At 59.4% G+C, this 19,010-nt stretch carries 11 protein-coding genes and 1 tRNA gene; 6 read left to right on the forward strand and 6 right to left on the reverse strand.

From position 1 onward, the window contains the following. Positions 1-784 precede the first annotated feature (784 nt). Complete coding sequence (locus A9Q02_RS12040) at positions 785-1,987, forward strand: TolB-like translocation protein (RefSeq protein ID WP_097653339.1); 1,203 nt, start codon at positions 785-787, stop codon at positions 1,985-1,987. Between the two features lie 11 nt (positions 1,988-1,998). On the opposite strand, the gene A9Q02_RS12045 is transcribed toward A9Q02_RS12040, so the two are convergent. Both A9Q02_RS12045 and metG read right to left on the reverse strand, forming a co-directional pair. Next, complete coding sequence (locus A9Q02_RS12045) at positions 1,999-2,523, reverse strand: YbaY family lipoprotein (protein ID WP_097653340.1); 525 nt, start codon at positions 2,521-2,523, stop codon at positions 1,999-2,001. 13 nt (positions 2,524-2,536) lie between these two features. Continuing rightward, entirely contained in the window at positions 2,537-4,333 is a 1,797-nt protein-coding gene (gene metG, locus A9Q02_RS12050; protein WP_097653341.1) for a methionine--tRNA ligase, read from the reverse strand. A gap of 158 nt (positions 4,334-4,491) precedes the next feature. Here metG and A9Q02_RS12055 point away from each other — a divergent pair, with 158 nt between their 5' ends. The 3 genes from A9Q02_RS12055 to A9Q02_RS12065 all read left to right on the forward strand — a co-directional run bounded on the left by A9Q02_RS12055 (position 4,492) and on the right by A9Q02_RS12065 (position 6,672). After that, positions 4,492-5,739, forward strand: a complete 1,248-nt coding sequence (locus A9Q02_RS12055) for an SH3 domain-containing protein (RefSeq protein WP_097653342.1) — start codon at positions 4,492-4,494, stop codon at positions 5,737-5,739. Position 5,740: 1 nt separating this feature from the next. After that, on the forward strand, positions 5,741-6,559 hold the full coding sequence (locus A9Q02_RS12060; RefSeq protein WP_097653343.1) for an exonuclease domain-containing protein: 819 nt from the start codon (positions 5,741-5,743) through the stop codon (positions 6,557-6,559). A gap of 36 nt (positions 6,560-6,595) precedes the next feature. Next, a tRNA-Arg gene (locus A9Q02_RS12065) sits at positions 6,596-6,672 on the forward strand. A 60-nt stretch (positions 6,673-6,732) separates the two neighbouring features. Here the strand turns inward: A9Q02_RS12065 and pstB are convergent. The 4 genes from pstB to A9Q02_RS12085 all read right to left on the reverse strand — a co-directional run bounded on the left by pstB (position 6,733) and on the right by A9Q02_RS12085 (position 12,036). Next, a complete protein-coding gene (pstB, locus tag A9Q02_RS12070) occupies positions 6,733-7,548 on the reverse strand; it encodes a phosphate ABC transporter ATP-binding protein PstB (protein WP_425430795.1) in 816 nt (271 codons plus the stop codon). Between the two features lie 2 nt (positions 7,549-7,550). After that, positions 7,551-8,882 carry a phosphate ABC transporter permease PstA gene (pstA, locus tag A9Q02_RS12075; RefSeq protein ID WP_097653344.1) on the reverse strand — a complete coding sequence of 444 codons (1,332 nt, stop codon included), beginning with the start codon at positions 8,880-8,882 and terminating at the stop codon, positions 7,551-7,553. Further along, positions 8,882-9,847 (reverse strand): phosphate ABC transporter permease subunit PstC, encoded by a 966-nt coding sequence (gene pstC, locus A9Q02_RS12080; protein ID WP_097653345.1) that lies wholly within the window; start codon positions 9,845-9,847, stop codon positions 8,882-8,884. Before pstC ends, pstA begins: the two co-directional genes overlap by 1 nt. Before the next feature lie 212 nt (positions 9,848-10,059). Next, complete coding sequence (locus A9Q02_RS12085) at positions 10,060-12,036, reverse strand: PstS family phosphate ABC transporter substrate-binding protein (RefSeq protein WP_097653346.1); 1,977 nt, start codon at positions 12,034-12,036, stop codon at positions 10,060-10,062. A gap of 337 nt (positions 12,037-12,373) precedes the next feature. Between A9Q02_RS12085 and A9Q02_RS12090 the strand changes: the two genes are divergently transcribed. Both A9Q02_RS12090 and A9Q02_RS12095 read left to right on the forward strand, forming a co-directional pair. Then, positions 12,374-17,266, forward strand: a complete 4,893-nt coding sequence (locus A9Q02_RS12090; protein ID WP_097653347.1) for a type I polyketide synthase — start codon at positions 12,374-12,376, stop codon at positions 17,264-17,266. Beyond that, on the forward strand, positions 17,266-19,005 hold the full coding sequence (locus A9Q02_RS12095) for an SDR family NAD(P)-dependent oxidoreductase (protein WP_097653348.1): 1,740 nt from the start codon (positions 17,266-17,268) through the stop codon (positions 19,003-19,005). The genes A9Q02_RS12090 and A9Q02_RS12095 overlap by 1 nt, the downstream gene beginning before the upstream one ends. Positions 19,006-19,010 lie beyond the last annotated feature (5 nt).

The raw sequence follows: 19,010 nt of genomic DNA on the forward strand, positions 1-19,010 counted from the left end.
GTGCTCTTGGTGCGGGCCCTGAACCACCAGTCCATCCCCATGCCGCAACGCTTGTCCCCCGAACCCTGGCCAACGACCCCGCCATACCATCCCGAAAGAAACGAACGTCATGACGCTCCCTCGGCCCGTGAATAAAAAAACCTACCCCCAAAAGGGGGGGCACCCGGTCAACGGGTTACACCTGCCCTCGGCAAGGCTGCCTGATGCAGCCCCCTACCGCAGCGGGGCGGGCCACGCCGTGGTTGGCGCAGGATGGCCCATCCCTGGGTTCCCGCGTGCGCGGGAACGACATGGCGGGCCGTCCCCCCGGTCAGGCGCGTCATCCCCATGTCATGCCCGCGCACGTGGGCATCCAGCGGGCCATGGTGGTGCAACCCTTTGACGGGGGCACCCGCCAGGGGTGCCCGTACACCGAGTCCGGCCCCCGGCCCTGTAGGGGCACCCCTGGCGGGTGCCCTGGCGGGGGGCATACGGGGGCACCCGCCAGGGGTGCCCGTACACCGAGTCCGGCCCCCGGCCCTGTAGGGGCACCCCTTGCGGGTGCCCTGGCGGGGGGCATACGGGGGCACCCGCCAGGGGTGCCCGTACACCGAGTCCGGCCCCCGGCCCTGTAGGGGCACCCCTTGCGGGTGCCCTGGCGGGGGGCATACACGGAAGATGCAATCGCCCTGAAAGACGCGCAGATCCTTGTGGTATAGTATGCTCACTGCGCACTCCTAGGCCAACAACTCGACCACCACTACGGGCTTCCTAGCCCCAGCAATACCCTTAAGGAGCCACGTCTATGACCATCTTACGCTCGGCCATGGCCCTGGTGATCACGCTCACCCTCGCGCTCGTGGCCTGCGGCCAGCCGTCCAGTCCGTCCGCCCCAGCCACGCCAGCGGCATCTGCCGAGCCGACGACTGCCCCCGCCGCGCCAACCGACACCCCAGAGGCAGTGGGCGTGCTGCCGGCAGCCCTGCTGTTCATCAGCGACGAGAATGACATCGCTCGGCTCGAGGTGGACGGGACGACCAGCGTGACGGTGGCCGACGAACAGGCGCTGATCATCGACTTTGTCGTCGCTCCCACCAGCGATGTGCTGGCCTACCTCACCATCGCCGACGGAATCGACACGACCCTCATCCGCATGAGCGCCGACGGCAGCGGCCGCACAGAACTCGCACGCGGCGTGATCCGCGGGGTGAGCATTGCGGACGACGGTAGCGTGCAGGCCGGGATGTTGTTCGATACCACGGACGCTACTGGCGGTGCTCTTCGGCCCGGCGTGTGGAGCTTTCCCGCCGATGGCAGCGACCCGATGCTGCTGGTCGCCGCCAGCGACCCGCTGAGCGACACCACACCGGGCACCCATTACCAGCCGCTGGCCTGGTCACCGGATGCGAGCCAGTTGCTGCTGCGCAGTACGATGAACATGGGAGCCGACGGCCCCAGCGGTGACATTGGCGCGACCGGCCTGGCGCTGTACGATGCGGGCAGCGGGCAGACCCGCGACCTGCTGCCCCTGGGCGTAGAGCCGCTCTGCGTCGTGCCAGTCTGGGGCCGGGATGGCACCAGCGTCCTGTGCGCCAATGGTGCTGCAATCGGTCCGCCTACCCCGCCGCTCTGGCGGTTGGAGCTAGCACGTGGTGAGCAGCAGACACTCATCCCGACCGGCGAATCGGTCGATCAGGCCCTGAGCCCACGCGAACTGGCCGACGGTATCTACGTCCTCGTCGCCGAAAGTGCTGCTGAGATCGTGCCACAGTTCATGCCGCAGCGGTTGGCCCCGGACAGCACGGTGACCGCCCTACTGCCACGACCAATCGAGGGCAGCTACGATGGGGCGCTGTGGGCGCCCGACGGCAGCGGGATGATCATTGGGCAGCCAGCATCCGGGGCCAACCGAACGATCATCTGGCAGCCGCTCGGCATCAATGGGGAGGGCGAGTCAGTTGAGCTCCTAAGCGGCAGTATCGGGAAGTTTGCGTGGGCCAACCCGTAGCTGAGGCGCCCTCAGAACCTCAACTCCCTGCGCAAGGCCTTGCGCCCCAGCGCAGCCACCCCAGCACCGGCAAGGGCAACACAACCAAAGAGCAGCAGAGCAGATCCGCTGCTCGCCTCGGGCAGTTGCCCGACAAGCACCAGGTTCAGCGTAACCCCCATCGTTGGAGCACCACGGGTAATGACCGGCACGATCTGATTGGTGGTATAGCGTACCTGACCACCGACCGTAATATTTGACTGAACCGTATACTGTGCATTGGGGTCAATACGTGCCGGGTCATAGCCAATCGTGTAGCGGAAAGGCGGCTGGGCATTATTGCTGGTAAAACGCTGTTCCGCAATAACCTGGGGCATAACGCCAGGGCGCACTTCGGCAATCTGCACCGTCACCACCGCATTCGGCGGCAACGCACTGCGATCACGATAGGTAAGCGTGCCCGACACGACACCCTGCCCCTGCGCCTGCGCAAGGCCAGGCAGCAGCAGCAGGGCGACCATAGAGAAGAGCCCGAGCAGGGCAATAACAAATTTCATAACACTCTCCCAGCTAGGTTCCCATCAGGCGCGCCAGTTCATCCTCGACCACCTGTTCATCAAGCTTCTTGAAGAGCGGGGCTGGCTGACGTAGGGGCTGACCCACCGGCAACGACGACGGCTCCCAGCGCCCAATCCAGGACTCATAGTCACCGGTGAGCACCCGATGGGACGTGCCATGCTCTTCGGTGTACTCGCGGAACTCAAGCGGCCCCGCGATAAAGCCATCGTAGCCCAGGTACTCGTGGAGCCGCTGACTGCTAAAAGGCAGGAAAGGCGTAAAGAGCAACTTGAGTTGATCAACACAATGCAACGCAACATACCAGATCGTAGCGGCCCGCGCCCGATCTTGCTTGATCACCTTCCACGGTTCCTGTTCACTCAAATAGGTATTGACCAGGGACGCCAGACGCATCGCCTCACTGATCGCGCTCTTGAAACGAGCCTGTTCAATTGCCTCACCACAGGTAGCAAAGCCACCTTCGACCGTCGCGATCAGCGCGTGATCTCCTTCCGTCAGCGTCTCGGGGGCAGGGACGGAACCAAAATTCTTATAGACATTGGTCAACGTTCGGTTGACGAGATTGCCCCAGGTCGCGACGAGTTCATCGTTATTCCGGCGCACAAACTCGGACCAGGTAAAATCGGTATCTTGATTTTCGGGGCCAGCGATCGCCAGAAAATAGCGCAGCGCATCGGGATCATAGCGACTCAAGACATCATTGACATAGATAACGACACCGCGACTACTGCTAAACTTCTTGCCCTCCATCGTCAGAAATTCGCTACTGACAATATTGTGGGGCAACTGGAGTGGCACCTCGGCAAAGGCCCCGGCGGCACTGCCGGCATAAAACCCATCGCTAAAATAGCCCATCAATTGCGAGGGCCAGATCACCGAGTGAAAGACGATATTATCTTTGCCCATGAAATAGTAGTGACGGGCGCGGCGATTCTGCCACCAGTCACGCCATGCATCAGGCGTGCCACGGTTCTTCGCCCATTCGATACTTGCCGAGAGATAGCCAATCACCGCATCAAACCAGACATAGATCTTTTTGTCGTCGCGGCCAGCATACTCGGGCAACGGGATCGGCACCCCCCAATCGAGATCACGCGTGATTGGTCGTGGCTTCAGCTCTTTGATAAAATTGAGCGAAAAACTCCGTACATTGGGACGCCAGTGGGTCTGGCGGGTGATCCATTTTTGCAGACGATCGGCAAAGACCGGCAAATCGAGGAAAAACTGCTCAGTCTCTTTAAAAACCGGGGGTTGACCATCGATCTTCGAACGAGGGTTGATCAAATCAATGGGATCAAGCTGATGACCGCAGTTATCGCACTGATCGCCACGAGCCTCGTGATAACCACAGATCGGGCAGGTTCCCTCGATATAGCGATCAGGCAAGGTACGGCCGGTAGAGGCCGAAAAGGCCCCAAGCGTCTCTTGGCGGAGGATATAGCCCTTTTCATAGAGGGTCTTGAAGATATCCTGGGTCACCCGATAATGGTTGAGCGTTGTCGTCCGCGTAAAGGTGTCGTAACTCAAACCCAGATGATAGAGGTCATCGCCGATGATCTGGCTATAGCGATCAGCGATCGCCTGGGGCGTCACACCTTCTTTATCAGCAGCAAGCGTAATCGGGGTACCGTGTTCATCGGTACCAGAGACCATCAACACATAATTGCCCTTGAGCCGATGATAGCGGGCAAAAATATCGGACGGAACCCCAAACCCTGCAACGTGACCAATATGGCGTGGGCCATTGGCATAGGGCCAGGCCACAGCAACCAGAATATGCTCACCCATTCACTACCTCCAAACAACACATTGTGCACTTTTTTGAGCGAGAACTGCGCACAAATGCTCGTTCAATTATACCATGCTTGCAGAAGAGCGCCCATTGTCATATCATGGTACACAAGAGCCTAGGATAGGCGATTTGACGAAGGGACATTAGAACACTCATGCAAAACCTGCTCAGTGGATTACAGACACCAGTGGTCATTGGCGTGATCGTGGTGGTTGTGCTTGTACTTGTTGCAGTGCTAATCCTGATGCGACGCAGGCGTACAGCCGCAGCACCTGATGAACAGGTAGCCTCACCCGAGCTCGAGCCGCCGGTTGATTATACAGCCGTGCCACTTGATGAAGAACCAAAGGGTTGGCGTGATCGCTTTGCGCGTCTTTCGCCAGCCGGTAAAATCCTCTTGCTGCTCGTGCCCCTTCTCGTGATCCTTGGTCTGCTGGCCCTGATTTTGCTGCTCTTACCTGGCGGCTCCCAAACAGCGCTGCCGCCCACGCCGGTGCCAGTCACCCTGGTGGTGCGGAGTGCCTCAGTGGTACGCGCCGAACCCCTGACCGTCGTGGTTGTGGGCGAAACGACGGGCATTGAGGATGGCACGCTCGTTCAGGCCGAAATGCGTGAGGATGGCGCGGCGTTTGACTGGTTCAATCCTGAGCAGGCCAGCGGAGCCATCCGGCGCAATCGGGTCGAATTGACGATCCAGCGTGCGCCCGAGGCACCGCAACCCGTCGAGGGACGCAGCTATACCGTCGTTCTGCTCACCGCTGACAGCCTCGTCAGCGAACCAGGTGAGTTGCTGACCCCTGAGATTAGCGGGATTGCCGACAGTTTCTTTGGACGTACGGTTGCTACCCCACCAACACCAGTGCCCACCGCGACACCGGTACCAACGGCCACACCCGAGGCTGGCGCAACCCCTGAACCTGAACCTGAACCCGAACCAACGCCAGAGCCTGAACTACCAACAGGGGTTCCGGTGGGGGTCACCAATGGTGGCAATGTGCGGCGCTTGCCCGCGCTCGCCGATAATGTCATTGGGGGCGTCAATGCCGGCGAAGAGGTACAACTGCTCGAACGCACGCCCAACGGTGCGTGGTATCGCGTACGAACCGAACGCGATGAGGTTGGCTGGGTATCAGCTACACTGATCAATGTACCACCTGGCACCGATGTGCCGGTCGCCACGGTTGTCTCGGTCTTTGTTGATGGTGCGGTCTATGCCGAGGCGAATACGTCAAGCGCTGTGGTGGATCAGGTCAGTCGCAACGAGGTGGTGGCGCTCACGCGGAAGACAACCGACGGCGCTTGGTATGAGGTGACCACCCTACGTGATGTCTCGGGCTGGGTGGCGGCCAATCTGCTGGGCATTCCTGATGAGGTAGCAGCGGCGGTGCCAGTTGCTGAATAGGATGTACGACCCGAGCACACTGCTGCAAGAGGCGCCGCTGCTCTTCCTCGATCTCGAAACAACCGGCCTCAGCCTCGGGGCCGGTCATCGGGTCTGCGAAGTGGCCCTGTTGCGCGAGGTGGGCGGTCAAGAAGAGGCGCGTTTTGCGTGCCTGATTGATCCGGGCCGCCCGCTTGACCCTGGATCCGCAGCGGTGAATGGGCTGAATGATGCTGAATTAGCCGAGGCAGCCTCATTCGCCAGTGTGGTATCCCAAATCGAAGCTTTTGCCCAGGGCGCGATCCTGGTAGCGCATAACCTCGCCTTTGATCGCGCCTTCCTGAGCTTCGAGATGGCCCAACTCGGGCGGCCAGCCTTTGATGGGCCAGGGATCGACACCCTCCCCCTGGCGCGCCGCCTCTTGCGCCGCCCTTCGTATGGGCTCAAAGCCCTGACCACCGCCTTGCAGCTACCAATGCCGACCCATCGGGCCATGGACGATGTCATTGCCCTGCGTGCGCTCTTTCACCACCTCCGTGGCTTGATGGAGGCCGAGGGTATCACCACTTTGAGTGATACGTTCCGGCTCGAACGTGGCTTGCGGCCCGAAACCCCCGAGCCTGAAGTACCCCCAGTGATCGCGCAAGCCCTCGCCGAGCAACGCCCGCTCCGCATTGTCTACCGCTCGATGAGCACCCCCGAGCCAACGGCGCGCACGGTGCGTCCCATCTACCTGAGCCAGGAGACGAATGGGCTCTATTTGCGGGCTTTTTGTGAGTTGCGACAAAATGTGCGCACGTTTGCCATCACCAAAATTGAAGCCGCCGAGCTGCTTGATTGACAGCGCCCAAGGGGTAAGGTATACTTTCAGGCGAGTGACCCTGTAGCTCAATTGGATAGAGCGTCAGCCTCCGGAGCTGAAGGTTGTTGGTTCGAGCCCAATCAGGGTCGCCAATGTGTCGATGCAAAAAAGGCCAGCGTACGCTGGCCTTTTTTGCATCGACACATTCAATTCTAGCCGAAACGGCCCGAGATATACTGCTCGGTGCGTTCGTCTTTGGGGCTCTGGAAGATCTGCTCGGTGGGGCCATATTCGACGATCTGGCCGGCCCGGTCTTCTTTGTCCATCAAGAAAAAGACCGTATTATCTGAGGCACGAGCGGCCTGCTGCATGTTATGGGTCACAATGACAATCGAGTAGCGCTGGCGCAACTCGAACATCAATTCCTCGATCTTCAGGGTCGAGATTGGGTCAAGCGCCGAGCAGGGCTCGTCCATCAGGATCACCTCGGGCTCGACGGCGAGGGCGCGCGCAATGCAGAGGCGTTGCTGCTGCCCACCCGAAATCGCCAGGCCACTCTTCTTCAGATCATCCTTGACTTCATCCCAAAGGACAGCCCCACGCAGTGCCCGCTCGACCAGTTCGTCCATTTCCGCTTTCGAGCCCTTCCAGCCATTGACCCGCGGACCATAGGCGATATTATCGTAGATCGACTTGGGGAACGGATTAGCCTTCTGGAAGACCATGCCAATGCTGCGGCGCACCTGGACGGCGTCAATGTCGGGGTCATAGAGATTCTGCCCACGATAGAGCACCTCGCCCTCGGTGCGTGCCCCGGCGATCAGATCGTTCATCCGGTTGAGCGAGCGCAACACCGTGCTCTTCCCGCACCCTGACGGACCAATGAGCGCCGTAATTTTGTTGCGCTCCATGCCAAAGCTGCAATTTTTGACAGCGCGGAAGGCGCTGTAATAGATATCGACATTACGAACCTCAAGTGCATATTTGCTGTCAGCAGTGTACTGTGGGTCAATCGCCTTCATCGCCATAGTTATGACACCCTCCTGGAGCGCAGATAATTTCTGAGTAGAATTGCCGTGGCATTCAGCGAGAGCAGCAGAATCAGCAACGTAATAATCGCTGCCGCCGCAATCGCCCGAAACTCATCCTGGGGCCGCGAGGTCCAGTTATAGATCTGGATCGGCAACACGGTAAACTTCGAGAAGATACTGGTCGGATCGGTAACAATGAAGGTTGAGGCTCCCACGACAATCAAGGGGGCCGTTTCACCAATCGCCCGCGAAATCGCGAGGATCGTGCCGGTCAGAATACCGGGGAGAGCATTGGGCAACACAATCTTCCAGATCGTCTGCCACTTGGTCGCCCCGAGACCGAGGCTCGCCTGGCGCAGCGTGCTTGGCACAGCCTTGATCGCCTCTTGCGAACTGATGATCACAACCGGAAGCACCAGCAGCGACATCGTCAGGGCTGCCGAAATGATCGTGCGCCCGTTGGCCGTTGTCCCTTCATTGGCCCCAAAAAAACTACCGCTCGTAAAGGCCTCGAGCGCACGGACAAAGATCGCTAACCCGAGCATGCCATAGATAATCGATGGCACCCCAGAAAGATTATAGATATTGGTACTGATAATACTGGTACTACGCTCGATGACGCGGTTGAAGAAGCGACCAACAGGTTTGCGCTCATCAAAGATCTTATCGCTTTGATACTCCTCAAGGTAGATCGCCGCACCGAGACCAAGGGGAAACGAGATCAGAATAGTCAGCACCAGCAACCAGAGTGTCCCGAGTAGGGCGGTGCGCACCCCGGCAAAGATCGGGTTGCTCGACATCGGATTCACGATGAAATCCCAACGCAACCAACTCTTGAACTCCAACTCGGCGCGGGGGAAATCCTGGGCCAACTGTGCTTCAATCTCAGCCCGGTTGAAGAGGTAGTCATACAGACTAAACGTCGCTACAACCTCGGGCTTGATAATTTCGAACAGGATAACCTCGATCAGGTTTTCGGCATCGCGCTCAGCAAGCGGCTGTTCGCGATTGAGATTGCCAAGCACCCGCGAGCGCAGATTTTCCTCGAGAATAGCGACCAGTTCAGGTTGCGCCAACTCTTCCAATTCCCGTCCACCGGTCAATGCCTCAACCTCAACGGCCTCTTGCACCGCAATGCCGCCAAAGGCATCATTGACAATATTCCAGGCCAGCAGCAGCAGAACGAGCAGGCCCACAAAGACACTGAAGAGCAGGCTAGCCTGCCAGAGTTTGCCGCGTTGCTGACGCGAGGCAACATTTTGCTTGACCTCTTCACCTTGCGGCAGGCGTCCAGTTGACGCAGACAGCGGAGTCAATGGTTCAGCACTCATTATTCGTAAACCTCCCGGAAGCGCCGCACGATCATACGGCTGACAATGTTCAAGGTCAGCGTCATAAAGAAGAGCACCAGGCCAATGGCAAAGATGCTATTGTAGTCAATCGTCTGGTAGCTCAGGTCGCCACCTGAAATACGGGCAATATGGCCGGTCATTGTCTCAGCCGGGAGAAAGGGATTGAAGGTAAACTGGGGGCTTGCGCCAGCCGCAAGGGCGACGACCATCGTCTCGCCAATCGCCCGCGACATTGCCACAATGCTCGCTGCGACAATGCCTGAGAAAGCGGCGGGCACAACCACCCGAATGGCCGTCTCCCACTTGGTTGCCCCAAGACCAAGACTCGCCTGACGCAGGCCACTCGGCACGGCACTGAGCGCATCTTCACTCAGCGTTGCGATAATCGGCGTAATGAGAATGCCAACAACTAGACCGGCCGACATGACATTGTAAATCTGGACAACATCACGCCCAAAGATTTCGCGGAGCCAGGGGGTAACAAAGGTGAGCGCAAAGAAGCCATAGACCACGGTAGGAATACCAGCCAGCAACTCGATGACCGGCTTGAGGAAGGCCCGCACACGCTCAGAGGCATATTCGGCCATATAGATCGCCATCGCTAGGCCCAGCGGAATAGCGACAAGTAGCGCAATAATTGTAACCATCATGGTCGAATTGACGAGGGGTAAAATGCCAAATTCACCAATGACCGGCTGCCAGACCGTGTTGGTAAAAAATTCAACCAGACTCACTTCGTCGCTCGCAAAGAAGCGCAGCGACTCCTGGCCCAGGACATACACAATGCCAATGGTTGTAAAGATCGAGATAAAACCACATGCATAGAGTATCGTTTGAATAATTGTTTCACCAATGCGCGGGCGTTTACGCAGGTCGATCTGTTTCACCGACGCTCCGGCAAGTGCCGCTCGCGGATCCGAGTTGACGCGGATCTGATCCGCCATGCAATCCTCCTTGGTAAGCCGATTACTGCTGCTGAGAAGCTGTCTGAAATGCCTTCGTACGAACTGTATTATAAACCGGGTTGCCTATCTTTTGTTTTATATCAATTCAAACTGATGTATTCTTAAGCCCTGAAATTACATGGAGGGGCGAGTAGCCCCTCCATACCCGTTACGTTTGGTATCCTCGACAAAGGTCACATCTGGACAAACTACTAGTTCGCCTCAAGCCAGTTCGTCTTGGCAGCGTTGATTGCACGGACACTGGCGGGGAAGTAGCCAACATCAACGACCTCATCACCAACGAAGGTGAGGTAGTAGTTGATAAAGGCGGCCACCTGAGGCTTCTCGGCCATGATGTTGGCCGCCGAGAAGATGAAGAGCGGACGGGCCAGCGGATAGCTGCCATCCTCGGTGCTCTCGGCGGTCGGCTCCACCCCTTCAATATCAAGAATATTCAGCCGGCTGGCGTTCTCTTCGTAGTAGGCATAGCCAAAGAAGCCAATCGCATACGGGCTACCCAGGATGCCCTGCACCAGCACGTTATCATCCTCGCTCAACTGCGTATTGCTGGCACTCAACATCACTGCCGGGTCTTCATCAAAGACTTCTTCCACAAAGTAGTCAAAGGTGCCACTATCGGTACCCGGAATGAAGCGCTGGATGGGCTCGTTCGGCCAACTGGAGTTCACGTCTGACCAGTTGGTTGCCGTCCCGAAGATCTCGGCCAGTTCCTCGATCGTGGCATTGGTGATGAAATCGTTCTCGGTCGAGACGACCACGGCCAGCGCATCGGTACCAACGCGGAACTCGAGGGCCGGGCGGCCACTCGTCTCACAGGCAGCCAGTTCAGTGTCACGGATCGGCCGCGAGGCATTGGCAATATCGCTTTCGGCTGCGGTGCAGAAGCGCTCGTAGCCCGCACCCGACCCAATGCTATCAATCGTAATCTGGCCGGTGAAGCCATCTTCGATGAACAACTCGGCCATCCGCTCGGTTAGCGGGAAGACCGTCGACGAACCGGCGATGATGATGTCGCCACTGAAAGCTGACGGATCAACTTCGGGCAGCGCGATTGGCTCAACTTCGCCACCAGTTGCCTGAAGCCAACGGTTCTTGGCGGCATTAATGGCGTTCACGCTCGCGGGGAAGTAGCCAACATCAACGACCTCATCACCAACGAAGGTGAGGTAGTAGTTGATAAAGGCGGCCACCTGAGGCTTCTCGGCCATGATGTTGGCCGCCGAGAAGATGAAGAGCGGACGGGCCAGCGGATAGCTGCCATCCTCGGTGCTCTCGGCGGTCGGCTCCACCCCTTCAATATCAAGAATATTCAGCCGGCTGGCGTTCTCTTCGTAGTAGGCATAGCCAAAGAAGCCAATCGCATACGGGCTACCCAGGATGCCCTGCACCAGCACGTTATCATCCTCGCTCAACTGCGTATTGCTGGCACTCAACATCACTGCCGGGTCTTCATCAAAGACTTCTTCCACAAAGTAGTCAAAGGTGCCACTATCGGTACCCGGAATGAAGCGCTGGATGGGCTCGTTCGGCCAACTGGAGTTCACGTCTGACCAGTTGGTTGCCGTCCCGAAGATCTCGGCCAGTTCCTCGATCGTGGCATTGGTGATGAAATCGTTCTCGGTCGAGACGACCACGGCCAGCGCATCGGTACCAACGCGGAACTCGAGGGCCGGGCGGCCACTCGTCTCACAGGCAGCCAGTTCAGTGTCACGGATCGGCCGCGAGGCATTGGCAATATCGCTTTCGGCTGCGGTGCAGAAGCGCTCGTAGCCCGCACCCGACCCAATGCTATCAATCGTAATCTGGCCGGTGAAGCCATCTTCGATGAACAACTCGGCCATCCGCTCGGTTAGCGGGAAGACCGTCGACGAACCGGCGATGATAATGTCGCCACTGTAGTCGGCCGGATTCACTTCGGGCAACTGAACAACATCACCTGTTGCTGGTGGGGTCGTCGGCTCGGGGGCAACCGTTGGCTCGGGTTCGGCGGTTGCCTCGGGGGCAGCCGTTGGTTCGGGTACCGCTGTCGCGGCGGGGGCATCTGTCGCCTGCGCAACTGGGGCGTCGGTGGGGGTTGCCGCAGGGGCACCACCGCACGCAACCAGAATCGGTAGCAGCAGGGCCAGCAGCATAAAAAGCGGCATAAGGCGTCTGAAATTCGGGGCCATACTTCTCAATCCTCCTGATTGAACGAGACACACAAGTGGAGCACAGGTTGCACGTCACACCAAAAACCAGGATGAGCGAGCTTCATCCTAGTAAACACGTCCTGGTGGGTTCATATAGCTTGATCCTGCAAACCGTGACACCAGGGCTATTCTACGCTGCCTCTGTTAAGGCGCCAGAGAGATTTTATTAAGAGGATGTTAAGAATTTGGTAAGTGAAGCGTGCGGTTCAGTGGATGTCCTTTAACTCTTCGCCAGACAACAATTGTTGCAGGAACGGTTATAATGCAACCGCGTGCATGATCGCCACGCATCGGTTCTGGCTTTTGAGGAAAGCGTATGCACTCTTCTTCTGCGCGTTCGGCGATGATGGAGCCAATCGCGATTATCGGTTTGGCTTCGTTCTTCCCCCAGGCGCATGATGTGACCACCTATTGGGATAATATTCTGCGCGAACGTGATAGCATCACGGATGTGCCTCCCTCGCGTTGGAAGTTGGAGGATTATTACGATCCCGACCCGACAGTTCCCGATAAGACCTATTCGCGCCGGGGTGGTTTTTTACCTGACCTTGATTTTGACCCTCTCGAATTTGGCCTTCCACCCAACATTCTCGAAGTGACGGATGTCTCGCAATTGCTTGCCCTGGTTGCCGCACGTCAGGCGTTTGACGATGCGGGCTATGGTGAGGGCTGCGGCTACGATTTCGGGCGTACCGGGGTGGTGCTTGGCATTGGCGGTGGGCAAAAATTAATGACGCCGCTGATCTCGCGCCTGCAATACCCCGTCTGGGAACGAGCCTTGCGCAGTTGCGGGCTGGGCGATGAGATCATCAACGAGGCGGTTGAGAAGATCAAACTGGCCTATATCCGCTGGGAAGAGAATTCGTTCCCAGGGATGCTCGGTAATGTAATCGCCGGGCGGATCGCCAATCGTTTTGATCTGGGTGGCATCAATTGTGTCACCGATGCGGCCTGTGCGTCATCACTCAGTGCGTTGCAGATGGCGATCAGTGAACTGAGTTCGCATCGTTGCGATATGATGCTGACCGGTGGGGTGGATACCGATAATTCGCCTTTTATGTACCTCTGTTTTAGCAAAACACCGGCCTTCTCGCGTAGCAACATGGTTCGTCCCTTTGATGTTGCGTCAGACGGAATGATGGTTGGCGAGGGTATCGGTATGCTGGTGCTCAAACGCCTCTCAGATGCCGAGCGCGACGGCGACCGCATCTATGCGCTGATCCGTGGCATTGGGTCGTCAAGCGATGGCCGGTACCGCAGCATTTATGCACCCAGGGCTGAAGGTCAGGTACGGGCGTTGCGCCGTGCGTACGAACTGGCCGAGGTTGATCCTGCGACCGTCGGGCTGATCGAGGCCCACGGCACAGGCACCGTTGCTGGCGATCTGTGCGAAGTGACGGCCTTGCGCGAGGTCTTTGGGAGCGCCAACGCTGGCCAGGAGCAGATCGCCCTCGGCAGCGTCAAGTCGCAGATCGGCCATACCAAAGCGGCCGCTGGGGCGGCGGGGATGATCAAGGCCACGCTCGCGTTGCACCACAAGGTTCTGCCCCCAACGATCAATGTGACCCAACCCAATCCAAAGTTCGGCCTTGATGGCTCGCCACTTTATGTCAACACCCGTCCACGACCATGGCTGCGCAGGCCCGATGGCTCGCCGCGCCGCGCCGGGGTAAGCGCCTTTGGCTTTGGGGGCACCAATTTCCATGTCGTGCTGGAAGAGTACGAAGCCGAGCAGCAGCAGCCCTATCGTATCCACCAGACCGCCCGCGAAATCCTGATCAGTGCAGCCACCCCGGTCGAACTACGCACCACCTGCACGAGCCTCGCCGAGGCCCTCGCTGGCGCAGACGCGCCCCGGGTTTTTGCTGAACTCGCTGAAGCAAGCCAAGCCGTCGTTGTGCCCCCAGCGCATGCCCGTCTCGGCTTTGTCGCCGCGCATCCTGGCGAAGCGTGCGAGCAACTCCAACGGATCATGCCGCTTTTGCGTGCTCAACCCGAGGCCGAACGCCTGCAGCATCCACGCGGGGTCTGGTACCAACGTGCCGGGATCGCGACCGAGGGACGGATCGTAGCGCTCTTTCCAGGGCAAGGTTCGCAGTACCGCGAGATGGGGCGCGAGGTCATGCTCAACTTTCCGCCGTTGCGCACGCTCCTTGGTGAGGCGAATGCAGCGGGAGGCGCGGTACGCCCGTCGCTGGCCGAGATTCTTTTTCCTTCCCCGGTCTTTACCCCTCAGGAAGAGGCACGCCAGGAGGCACAACTGCAACAGACAGCCTACGCCCAACCAGCCCTTGGTGCCCTGAGTGCCGGGTTGTTTCGGCTGCTGAGCGCGGCTGGCTTGCGGCCCGCGTTTGCGGCGGGGCATAGCTTTGGCGAACTGACCGCTCTCTGGGCGGCGGGGGTCCTTGACGATGCGGCGTTCTTCAAGCTGATGTATGCCCGTGGACGCGCCATGGCACCGCCTGATGATCCCGCGTTTGATGCCGGCACGATGCTGGCCGTGACCGCTGATGTGACTGTTGTGCAGAACTTGATGGCACAGGTGCCCGAGGTGATGATCGCCAATCTCAACGCAGCGAACCAGGTTGTGCTAGCTGGCCCTCATGCGGCGATCGCCCAGATGCATCAACTTGCCCAGGCCGCAGGATACACCAGCACGCTCTTGCCCGTCGCGGCAGCCTTTCATACCCCCCGGGTACGTCACGCGCACGGACCATTCAGCCAGGCCATTCGCCAAACGACCTTCAACCCACCCCAGATCCCGGTCTACGCAAATGCCACAGCGCAGCCCTACCCCAGTCAGCCCGAGGCAATGCAGACGATGCTCGCCGACCAGTTGCTGCAACCGGTCTACTTCTTACAGCAGATCGAGCAGATCTACGCGGCTGGGGGTACCATCTTTGTGGAATGTGGCCCACGCAGCATCCTCACCAATCTCGTCAAAACGATCCTGCATGATCGTCCTCATGTTGCCATTGCGCTGAACCCGCAGCGCAAACACGACAGCGACCGTCAGTTACGCGAGGCCGTCGTGCAACTGCGCGTCCTTGGCGTGCCCATGCGGGGAATTGACGGGTATCAACGGTCACCAGCACCAACGCCCGTCGGTAAACGCAAAGGTCTACGGGTGCGGCTGAGTGGTGCGAGCTATGTCAGCGACGCGACACGCACCGCGTTTGAGAATGCCGTTGCCCACGTCACGCCCGTCGCAATAGAGACGGCCAGCACAACAAAGCACCCGCAACAGATCGATCAAATTGAATCAGACAATGCTAACGGGATACGCATGCAAACAGATAGACAGATGAGCCCTCAGTCACTTTCACAGAACGGTTCGCACGAACAAAGCACCTTTGCGCCTGGAGAACTTGTGGCGCGCTTGCTGAACCATCAACGCGATCTGCTCCAGGTTCATCAGCAATTTCTCAACTATCAATGGGATTACACCCGGCTCTTGCTCCAGGCACCTGAGCAGAAGACCCCACAGAGCCAGGAAGATCTCGCGGCGCTCCATGCGATGCAGCGGGAAACCCTGCGCATCCACGAGGAATTCCTGGCCCAACAGGCGAACTATGCCAGCGGGTTGCTAAGCCAGATTCAGTACGTCAGCGTCAATGTGCCCCCTGCCCCGGCCCTTCCCCACGCGGGGACGCCGCCTCCCGCCCCGGCTTTTGCGCCGCCCCCTGCCCCGGCCCTTCCCCACGCGGGGACGCCGCCTCCCGCCCCGGCTTTTGTGCCGCCGGTACCGCCCGTGATGCCACCAACGGCGGTTCCGCCACCTGAGGCCCAGAAGGCGGCAAGTCCAGCCCCGACGCTTAGCCCAGAACTCATCGAGGGGTTGCTGACGGTGGTCAGTGAAAAGACCGGCTATCCCTACGAGACCCTCGAACTCACCATGGATATGGAGTCCGATCTCGGCATTGACTCGATCAAGCGCGTTGATATTCTCGGCACCATGCAGAGCCGGTTTGCCCTGCCGCGCCTGGCCCCGGAAGAATTGGCCGAGTTGCGCACCCTCGGGCAGGTGGTTGAGCACCTGCATCAGACGGTGAACGGGACTGCGTCGCCGCCTCCCGCCCCGGCCTTTGCGCCGCCGGTACCGCCCGTGATGCCACCAACGGCGGTTCCGCCACCTGAGGCCCAGAAGTCGGCAAGTCCAGCCCCGACGCTTAGCCCAGAACTCATCGAGGGGTTGTTGACCGTGGTTAGTGAAAAGACCGGGTATCCCTACGAGACCCTCGAACTCACCATGGATATGGAGTCCGATCTCGGCATTGACTCGATCAAGCGCGTTGATATTCTCGGCACCATGCAGAGCCGGTTTGCCCTGCCGCGCCTGGCCCCGGAAGAATTGGCCGAGTTGCGCACCCTCGGGCAGGTGGTTGAGCACCTGCATCAGACGGTGAACGGGACTGCGTCGCCGCCCTCCGCCCCGGCCCTTGGGAGTGTGGTGGCTGCGCCTGCGCCGGTGCCGACGGTGCCCTCTGCGCCGCCACGGCTTGTGCCGTTGCCGATGCCTGATATGCTCGAGATTGCCCCGGTTGATGGATGGAGTTGCGTGATCACTGATGATGGCAGCAGTGTGCCGGGTATGCTTGCGCAGGCCCTGGCCGAACGCGGATGGCAACCGGTGATCCTGCGACTGCCAACGGCAATTGTCGGAACACATGCGCCACTGCCACGTGGCATTGCGCGGGTAGTGCTGAGCGATATGAGTGAAGCCCACTTGAACCAAACCCTGCATGCACTGGCCGAGAGTTACGGGCCAATCTGCGGTCTGATCCACCTGCACCCGCTGGCCGAGCAACCACTGGCACCCGGAAATCTCTTTAGTGCGATCGAGCATCAGCTTGTGCGCCACGTCTTTCTGGCCGCCGGGCAACTCAAAACCTCGTTGGTCGCAGCAGGTCAGGCGAGCCGGGCCTTCTTTGTGACGCTGACGAGGCTTGATGGCGAGCTTGGTACCAGTATGCGCCAGCCGATCAGTCCGGTCGGTGGTGGTCTCTTTGGGCTGGTCAAGAGCCTGCGCCAGGAGTGGCCGACGGTCTTTTGTCGTGCGGTGGATGTGCATCCGGCCTACGAAGCCGAACAGATCGTTGGCCTCGTGCTCGGCGAAATGCATGATCCCGATCAGCGTCTTGTTGAGGTTGGGTATGGGTATCAAGGCCGGGTCACCCTTGGAGCCGATCTTCCCATAGGTGATGTGTAATGATTGACACAGTAACAAATGTGCCAATTGATGCAACAACAACCTTTCTGGTGAGCGGTGGGGCACGGGGCATTACGGCGGCATGTGTCATCGGGATGGCCCAGCATTTTCGGTGCCAGTTTGTGTTGCTTGGGCGTACGACGCTCACGCCGGTGCCCGGCTGGGTTGAGCCGGGGATGGACGACGCGACGCTCAAGCAACGCATTGCAGGGACGTTCACCGCGCAGGGCGAACGTGCCGTGCCAGCGGCGATCCAGCGGGTCTGGCGGGAGATCAGAGCATGCGAAGAGATCGAGGCGACGTTGCAGGCCATCCGTGCAGCAGGCAGCACGGCGTACTATGTGAGCGCCGATGTCACTGATCCCCAGAGTATCCAAGCGGCGCTGCACCAGGCGGGCATAAGCCCTACGACCATCACCGGACTCATCCACGGGGCCGGCGCACTCGCCGATAAACGCATTGAACAGAAGACCGGGGCCGACTTTGATGCGGTCTATGGCCCCAAAATCACGGGGTTGCAGAGTCTGCTCACCGTTCTGCCACCAGGCCAGTTGCGCTACCTGGTGCTCTTCTCTTCGGGAGCGGGCTTCTTTGGCAACCTTGGCCAGACCGATTATGCGCTCGCGAACGAGATTCTCAATAAGGCGGCCTACCAGCTTCAACAGGACTATCCGGCTTGTCGGGTGCTGTCGCTCAACTGGGGTCCGTGGGACGGCGGCATGGTCACCCCGGCGATCAAGGCGCTCTTTGCGCAACGGCAGATCGCGGTGATTCCGGTTGATGGCGGCGTCGCGGTACTTGTTGAGCAACTGGCGCAACCAGTGTCGCCGGTGCAACTGCTGGTGGGCAGCCCGATGTTGCCGGCACCAGCGCCGCTTGAACAAACGCTGCGTACCTATCGCTTGCACAGACAGTTGACCGAAGCGGCGAATCCCTTTCTGCGCGACCATATGATCGGCCTGCACGCCGTGCTGCCAGCCACAGCTGCGGCAAGTTGGATGAGCGATGGCTGTGCGCAACTCTACCCCGGCTACCAGTTGCGCCGGTGTGATGCCTTCCAGGTGTTGAAAGGCATTATCTTTGATGAGCAACTCGCCCCGGCGTATCAACTTGAGTTGCGTGAAACCTTCAAGGATGAAACCGAGGGTGTGTTGCGACTGGATGCCGTCATCTCAAGCAAGACAAGCGCAGGGAAACCGCGGTTTCACTATCGTGCGACCATCGAACTTGGACGAAAACAGCTTGCCCCCCCGGCACCGGGAGTGGTTGGGCCTGGCGAAGATACGTGCATCGACAGCGCACAGCTCTATCGCGATGGCACGCTCTTTCACGGGCCACTGTTGCAGAGCATCCAATGCGTCGTGCCGCAAAACGATGACCGGCTCGTGCTGCGGTGCCAGTTACCTGCGGTGAGTCTGGCGGCGCAGGGCCAGTTTCGCGCCGAGACCTTCAACGCCTACGTCGCGGACGCCCTTTTGCAAGCCGGGTTGGTCTGGATTCGTCAGCGCCACCAGACTGCCAGTCTGCCGCTCGGCTGGGCCAGCCTTGCGCACTACCGACCGCTTGCCTTTGACCAGCCGATCGCGCTAACGCTGACACCCTGTGCGAGCAACGAATTGCGCCTGAGTGCTGACATCACCGCCTTTGATGCCGCTGGGCAGGTGCTGCTTGCGATGCACGGGGCCGAATTTGCCGTGAGTCATCAACTCGACCGCCTCTTTGCCTTGCGCAACGCGTAGCGGTC

Source organism: Candidatus Chloroploca asiatica (assembly GCF_002532075.1).
Taxonomy (GTDB): domain Bacteria; phylum Chloroflexota; class Chloroflexia; order Chloroflexales; family Chloroflexaceae; genus Chloroploca; species Chloroploca asiatica.